We start from the raw sequence: 7,939 nt of genomic DNA on the forward strand, positions 1-7,939 counted from the left end.
TAAAGATTCCCGTAAAAATTTATGGCAAAATGCGGAAGCAGGCATAGTGGCGATCTTATTTTTTGTTGGCGCAATAATTAGATCATTTTTCCACTGTGCCTGCTTCGTTTTTGTGGGGATTCATCAGATCGTAGGGTGCGCATTGATGCGCACCTGGCTACCAGGACGGAGAAATTACACCGCCGGTTTTTTAAACACCTGCTTGTGCGCAATGCGGGAAATCAGTTCGGTGAGTGACAGCACCATGGTTGAGCGCACCATCTGCAGATAACGCTGCTGCTGCATTGATCTGAGCTGTTCGTCATCGCGGTTGAAATCTGGCTGCGGCGGCCAGGCAACCACACAGTGCAGTTCGCCAAAAGGCCCGAGAATTTCATCGTCGGTAAAACGATAGTCGCTGACGTCATGATTCAGCTCCTCGCGTAGCGCCAGTAGCAGCTCACAATCTTCATACTCGTGCCGATTAATGACGCCAAGGCCGTAAATCAGCTTGAGGCGTACGGAGAGTTCGCCCAGCGGGCCATCACCAAGCAGCAGCGGTTCTACCGCGTATTTGACCGCGTAATCGTCCTTGCGAAACACTTGCAGCACCAGCAGGTTAACCGCTTCGGTCAGCAATTCAACGGCGGCGATCAGGAAGCTTCTCACCGAACGACCGGCGTTCAGGCGCTCAAGCACCCGGTTTTCAAAAGCCTGCTTCTCTTCCATTATTGCCTGCATCGTTCAGCTACCGCCAACGGGCACAAAAGCGTGCCCGAGTTAACCACTAAAGGGCGCGCATTATGCCATAGCGTTGTAAGCGCTCACCACTGAGGTGACCACTTCACTATTGGCATCCAGACCGGAAATCTCGGCCAGTGTCGCCTGCGGACCTTTTTCTGCCAGTAAAGTAACCAGCTCCTGCGCTTGCGGATCGGCTTCGCTGCGATAGTGCATCGCGGCGGCAATGCCCTGTACCAGATTGTCGTGAGGCAGCTGATATTCCAGCGTGCCCAGCGTAGGTTTGATCAGGCGATCGCCCGCGCTCAGCTTACGCAGCGGCTGACGGCCAACGCGCTCGACATCATCTTTCAGGTATGGGTTTTCGAAACGGCTAAGGATCTTCTGGATATAAGCCGCATGTTTATCGGCTTCAAAACCATAGCGCTTGATCAGCACCGCGCCGCTCTCCTGCATGGCGCCTTGCACGACAGCACGGACTTTCTCATCCAGAATCGCGTCACGAATGGTCGCGTGACCGGCGAGTTGGCCGAGATAAGCGGTGATCGCGTGACCGGTATTGAGGGTAAACAGCTTGCGCTCAACAAATGCCATCAGGTTGTCGGTCAGCTCCATGCCTGGGATATTCGGCAATTCGCCTTTGAACTGGGTTTTATCGACAATCCACTCGCTGAAAGTTTCAACGGTGACTTCCAGCGGATCGGTAGTGCCGGCTTCTGATGGCGGTACGATGCGGTCTACCGCAGAATCGACGAAACCAACGTGTGCTTCAACCCACGCGTGATACTGCTCAGGCAGCGCGTTAAGTACATGCTGCTTCAGTTGGCTGGTGCCGCGCACCATATTTTCACAGGCGATGATATTCAGTGGACGAACATTACCGCTGTCGCTGCGTTTGGCCAGGCCTTTAGCCACGCCACCCGCGATGCGCTCCAGAATTTGCGGGCCTACCGCGGTAGTCACGATATCCACCTCAGCGATCAGCGTAACGATGTCATCGCTGGTGCTGTTAACGGCACTTACGCCTGTTACGATTTCAACTTTCGCCTGCTCGCCAACTACATGAACCGGATACTCATGACGGGCGTTAAGGGCATCAAGTACCACCTGATTGACGTCAGCAAACACCAGTTCGATGCCGGCATCCGCCAGTAACTTACCGATAAAACCGCGACCGATGTTACCTGCTCCAAAATGTAACGCTTTCATAAATTTGACCCATATCAAATGACGAAAGGGCGGGCAAGTCCGCCCCGGAAGTGTGGGACGGGCTTACCCGCCCCAGGGAAGGTAAAACCTGTATTACGCTTTGACGGTGCTGCCGGAAAGCAGATCCAACACGTCCTGCACGCTGGTGGTGTTTGCCAGCTTCTCAATCACGCTGTCATCGTCCAGTGCGTTGGTCAGGCTAGTAATCACCTGAATGTGCTCATTGTTACGAGCGGCGATACCGATCACCAGACGCGCTACATCTTCTGGCTCATCACCAAACTGCACGCCTGCCGGATACTGACAGAACACCACGCCGGTTTTCAGCACGCGATCTTTCGCTTCCACGGTACCGTGCGGCACAGCGATCGATTCACCCAGGTAAGTTGGGGTCAGCTTCTCGCGTTCCAGCATCGCTTCAACATATTCCGGCTGGACGTAGCCGCCTTTCACCAACTGCTCACCGGCAAAGCGAATCGCCTGCTCTTTGTGCGTGGCGCTCAGGCCGAGGAACACGTTATCTGCGCCCAGTTTGAACAGGTGCGCGTTGCCTTCGTCGTAGCTGTCCGCCAGCGTGGTCTGCACGGTTTCACGATGTGCTTCACTGCGATTGGCAGCAACCAGACGTTCCGTCAGGTTGCTGTACAGCGCGCTATCGAGGAAGTTGTTCAGCGAAATATGCTGTGCCTGCGGTGCCTGGCGCATCGCACGTTCCGTCAGATCGCGGTGGGTAATCACCAAATCGACATCGCCCGGCAGCGAGTTAATCGCGCTGTTGGTGACGGAGATATTGCTCAGACCTGCGTCCTGCACTTTCTTACGCAGCACGCCAGCACCCATTGCGCTTGAACCCATACCGGCGTCACAGGCAACGATGATTTTACGCACGTGGTTCAGATCAACGCTCATTGCATCGCCAGCCACCGGTGAACCGGTAACAGCCTGACCTTTTGACTGCGCTTTCATATCTTTCATGCGCTGGGTTGCGGCTTCGATATCGTCATCTTCTTTTACTTTGCTGGTTTTCAGCAGAATTGAAGAGACCACGAAGGAGACTGCAAATGCCGCGATGATTGCCGCGATGTTAGCGAAGTAGGCACCTTTTGGCGTCATCGCCAGCACTGCCAGGATGGAACCTGGAGAAGCAGGCGAAACCAGACCGCCGTTCAGCAGCGTTAGGGTGAACACGCCAGTCATACCACCAAGAATGACCGCCAGCAGCAGACGCGGCGCCATCAGCACATATGGGAAGTAGATTTCGTGGATACCACCAAGGAAGTGGATGATCGCTGCACCGCCTGCAGATTGTTTGGCGCTACCGCGACCAAAAATCATATAGGCAACCAGCACGCCCATACCCGGACCTGGGTTAGCTTCAATCAGGAAGAAGATTGACTTGCCAGCCTCGCTCGCCTGCTGAATGCCCAGCGGTGAGAAGATACCGTGGTTGATGGCGTTATTGAGGAACAGGATTTTCGCCGGTTCAACAAAGATGGAGGTTAGCGGCAGCAGGTTGTTCTGCACCATCAGATTCACGCCAGCGGCGAGAATGTGTGACAAACCTTCAACCAGTGGACCGATCGCCAGGAACGCCAGCAGCGCCAACAGCATACCGATGATACCGGCCGAGAAGTTGTTAACCAGCATCTCGAAGCCGCTTTTGATCTTGCCGTCTACCACGCGGTCAAAGGATTTGATCGCCCAGCCGCCCAGCGGACCGGCAATCATTGAGCCGAGGAACATCGGCATATCAGCACCGACGATCACGCCCATGGTGGTGATTGCACCCACCACGCCACCGCGATCGCCGCCTACCAGACGTCCACCGGTGAAACCAATCAGCAGCGGCAGCAGGTAAGTGATCATTGGGCCGACGAGTTTCGCCAGCGTTTCGTTTGGAATCCATCCGGTTGGGATGAACAGCGCAGTGATGATACCCCAGGCGATAAACGCACCGATGTTAGGCATCACCATATTACTCAGAAAGCGACCAAAGCTCTGAACCTTGACCTTTACTGATGAGGACATAAACCCACCCCTTATTGAGACGCGCTGCAATAAGAGAGCGCGTTTGTTTTTGTTTGAACGTTACGGCGGGGGCCGTGGCATTACTGTATGCACGCGGACTCTAGCACTAGTTTATTACGCTGCGTAGAGCACCCACTAAGTGTGATGCAGATCACGCTAATTTGGGGGGTTAGGGGGGCAATAAGGTGACTCTGATCACAAAAAAGGGTTGTAAGAAAACAACGTTGATGAAATTTTAGGCAAAGCAAGCGGTTGAATGTGACTCAAATCACCTTTTAGGGTGAGCGCTTTGTTGTGTAAGTGTGATGAAGATCACAAACTATTTATGGTCAAAAATGCGCCAGATCACACAATGCTGCAGCAGAAAGCTCAGCTGTAAGGAAGTGACGAAATTCTGAAAAGAGGATGAACGGAAGAGGACGCTAAGAAGGGCGGTATAGTAGGGTCGCCTTGATGGCGACCACTAGCAAATGACTCAGTTGTATTACAAGCCGCCTTGCACCGCATTTTGCGCTTGTGTCAGCGCCTGCGCGTTACTGGAAAGATTGCTCATCAGCGTATTGTACTGTGTTGCCTGCTCCTGAGTGGGGAACTGCACGCCGTTGTCATTAAAGCTCACGCGTGCGCCTTGTGATTGCAGATAATCACCGGTTTGTACCGCGGCCTGGCTCAACGCCTGCAGTTGCGGCAGCAACGGAATCAGCGTACTGGCTGGCTGCGTGACCACTTTGGTAAAGGCAGCATCGTAGACTTTCTTCAGATCGTCCGGCTGCTTCAGGGTGGCTTTGCTGCTATCCGCTTGCATTTTGGCGCTCTGGATTTGCTGCGTCAGCACACTCAGATTGCCGCTGGCCTGACGCAAGCTGTCGCGGCGGGTCAGATAATCCTGCGGGACACGAATCGCCGCCAGCTCATCAACCACAGGACGCATGCCTTGCTCAATCGCCTGATTAGTCTGCTGCGAGAAGCCGTAAAGAATGGCGTAGTCGCTGGCATAGTTGCCGAATGTCTGCTTCTGGTTTTCACTCAGGCTAGGCAGATGTTCGCCGCTACGCATCACGGTGTTCTGAAGAAAATCGGTGAACGCTTTACGCTGATCGCCTTCTTTGTCGCCACAGGCCGTAAGTTGCATCACGACCAATGCGCTGACCATCAGCATGCCGGTACGCATCCAGATGCGGGATAATCCTGACGCCATAATTCAACTCCTGTGATAATGGCTCTCTCCCAGCCTATTCCAGGCCACTGCTCGAAATATTCGGGATAAAAATTTTTGCGAAAATGGTCCTAAAGAATAGTGCAATGGTCTGGCGTGTACAACGGGCGCACCGGGCAAATTAAAACACCAGCGCCTGCCCATCTTTGCGGCTTTCGGTTGCGGCGATGTAGAAACCCTGCGGATCGCGCACAATCGCCTGCGCACCGCCGAAGTTATAGCCGAGCAGCGGATCCTCAAGCGTAATCTGATGCCCCATCTCGCGCAGTTTCGCCAGCACATTCCGATCGATGCCCGGCTCAACCACCACCGCACGGCCTTGTTCAACGCGCCAGCGCGGCGCATCGATCGCTGCCTGCGGGTTTTGTTTGTGCTGCATGATGCGCAGCGCCAGCTGCAAATGACCTTGTGCCTGCATCGGGCCGCCCATCACGCCAAACGACATCAGCGGCTGGCCGACGCCGTCGAGGGCAAATGCCGGGATAATAGTGTGAAAGGGCCGTTTGCCGCCCGCCACCACGTTGGGGTGTTGCGGGTCGAGTGAGAATCCGCAGCCGCGGTTTTGCAGGCTGATACCCGTTTCGGGCACCACGACGCCAGAACCGAAGCCCATAAAATTGGATTGTATAAAGGAAACCATCATGCCGCTGGCATCGGCGGTGGAGAGATATACCGTGCCACTTTGCTGCGGTGCGCCAAAGGTAAAATCGCCGGCTTTATCGGCATCGATTAACTGTGCACGTTGGTTAAGATAACTATCGCTCAACAACAGCTCAGCTGAGAATTCGAGGTGATCGTAATCGCTGACGTAGCGATCCAGATCGACCAGCGCTAGCTTCATCGCTTCAATCGAAAGATGCAGCCACGGCACCGAATCCGGCGTGTAGCGACCAATGTCCCACCGCTCCAGAATCCCCAGCGCAATCAAGGTGGCGATACCCTGGCCGTTCGGCGGTAGCTCCTGCACCGATCCGCCCGCAAACGGGCACGACAGCAGATCAACCCAATCAGCGCGATGGTTGTTGAGATCCGCCATACTGAGCGCGGCGCCATGCTGTTCGGCAAACGCCACCATCTTTTCGGCAAGCTCACCACGATAGAAGGCTTCACCGCGCGTTTCGGCGATTTTTTGCAAGGTAGCGGCCTGCGCCGGGTTGCGGAACAGCTCACCGGCACGCGGCGGTCGGCCATTGGGCGCAAAGCACTCGACGAACCCCGGTTGCTGTTTCAGCTTGTTATAGCCGCGCAGCCATAGATGACCAATCAGCGGTGAAACCGGGAAACCCTCACGTGCATACTCAATCGCCGGTTGTGCCAGCGTGGTGAGCGGCAGGGTGGCAAAGCGCTCGGCCAGCGTCACCCACGCTGATACCGCGCCCGGCACGGTGACCGCTTCCCAGCCGATTTCCGGCATCGCACTGTGCCCGGCAAAGCGATCCAGACTCCATGCGGCAGGCGAACGTCCTGAAGCATTCAATCCGTGCAGCAGCTTGCCATCCCAGACAATGGCGAAGGCATCACTGCCCAGCCCATTGCCCGTCGGCTCCAGTACCGTGAGCGCCATTGCGCTGGCAATCGCGGCATCTACCGCATTGCCACCTTGTTGCAACATGCGCATTCCCGCTTGCGCTGCCAGCGGCTGTGAAGTGGCAATGGCATTGCGTCCCATCATCGGGACGCGGTGCGAGGCATAGCTGACCGTGAAATCCAAATCGCTCATTACTGTTTCTCTCTTTGCGTCATGCTGGTGCGTGAATGCTGCTGCATTGGGCAGTATCCGCGCTAATGAGGGCAAGAATTTAATATTAAGCCAGATATTTCATACTGATAACGAATTGGCACTTTTTTTGAATAGAGAATAGTCAACCCAGACGCGTCGTCAGAGTGATTCATCGCCTTTTACGTCAGGCTGGGCAGCAAGTGCAGGCGGGTCAATCGCTTAGGGTAATCGATCTTTTTATGGCATAAGTAAGAATAAAAAATAATCAGGAATCAGGCAGCAAAGTCGGGGATCTGACCCATACTTAGAAACCCGAACTATTGTTGCATTGCGCGGACATCTTTTGCAGTGCACAACAGGCTGTGTCCCGCATCGGTTTGATAATAACTATGCTAAACCGCTTCGGGATACAGCCTGATCGTCCGGTTTCAGCGCCTGGTGGCGCTTACCTCTCTACTTTCACGTGCTTCATAGTGAGTTTTTAAGGAGTTCTCTATGGAATTTAAAGATCCAATGGTCGAGTTGCTCAGCAGCCTTGAGCAGATTGTTTTGACACGTGATGCTCAGCCTTCCGTATCAGAAATTACACTCAATCAGGCTTCAGTTCCCGAGCCGCAGCGTTTACGCGAGATGACCGGCATGCAGGTGGATGAATTCGCCCGCGTGATGGGGGTGAGCGTCTCGTCAGTTAAAAGTTGGGAGGCGCACCGTACCCGTCCTTCCGCTACGGCGCGCAAACTGATGAGGCTGTTGCAGCCCACCCCCTATTTGGGGCGCCACCTGGGGGGGTGCTCCCTAATGGGGAGACCTCCACCCCGCCTCTATGGCGGGTTTTTTAATTTATGCCGCCATACTTCGCCGCCTGTTTCACGAACCAACTCTCGGGCACGCTGTGTGGTGGCTGCGCTAACTGCGCAAGCCCTTGTTTAATGGTTTGATCCGCCTGCTGCCACATGGCGATCGCCGTCACGTGATAGAGTTGTGTTTAACCTTTTTTGTACAACGGGAAAAAGGGCAAAGACCGTGTCGTGCGGCAAGCGGCGACT

Annotated in this window: 5 protein-coding genes and 1 pseudogene; 1 reads left to right on the forward strand and 5 read right to left on the reverse strand. The window is 54.7% G+C overall.

The window, feature by feature from the left end; genetic code table 11:
- Positions 1-174: 174 nt before the first annotated feature.
- From mtlR to AC790_RS01455, 5 genes are all read right to left on the reverse strand, one after another.
- Positions 175-720, reverse strand: a complete 546-nt coding sequence (mtlR, locus tag AC790_RS01435; RefSeq protein ID WP_180822790.1) for a mannitol operon repressor MtlR — start codon at positions 718-720, stop codon at positions 175-177.
- A 60-nt stretch (positions 721-780) separates the two neighbouring features.
- Complete coding sequence (gene mtlD / locus AC790_RS01440) at positions 781-1,929, reverse strand: mannitol-1-phosphate 5-dehydrogenase (RefSeq protein ID WP_049850723.1); 1,149 nt, start codon at positions 1,927-1,929, stop codon at positions 781-783.
- A 93-nt stretch (positions 1,930-2,022) separates the two neighbouring features.
- Complete coding sequence (locus AC790_RS01445; protein WP_049850724.1) at positions 2,023-3,957, reverse strand: PTS mannitol transporter subunit IICBA; 1,935 nt, start codon at positions 3,955-3,957, stop codon at positions 2,023-2,025.
- Between the two features lie 484 nt (positions 3,958-4,441).
- A complete protein-coding gene (locus AC790_RS01450; protein WP_007893367.1) occupies positions 4,442-5,155 on the reverse strand; it encodes a DUF3053 domain-containing protein in 714 nt (237 codons plus the stop codon).
- A gap of 139 nt (positions 5,156-5,294) precedes the next feature.
- Positions 5,295-6,893 (reverse strand): gamma-glutamyltransferase family protein, encoded by a 1,599-nt coding sequence (locus tag AC790_RS01455; protein ID WP_049850725.1) that lies wholly within the window; start codon positions 6,891-6,893, stop codon positions 5,295-5,297.
- 495 nt (positions 6,894-7,388) lie between these two features.
- Between AC790_RS01455 and AC790_RS24055 the strand changes: the two are divergent.
- Positions 7,389-7,676 (forward strand): annotated as a pseudogene (locus AC790_RS24055) (HTH-type transcriptional regulator); the annotation flags it as partial.
- Positions 7,677-7,939 lie beyond the last annotated feature (263 nt).

The organism is Pantoea sp. RIT-PI-b (genome assembly GCF_001187905.1).
In the GTDB taxonomy this organism is placed as follows: Bacteria; Pseudomonadota; Gammaproteobacteria; order Enterobacterales; family Enterobacteriaceae; genus Pantoea; species Pantoea nemavictus.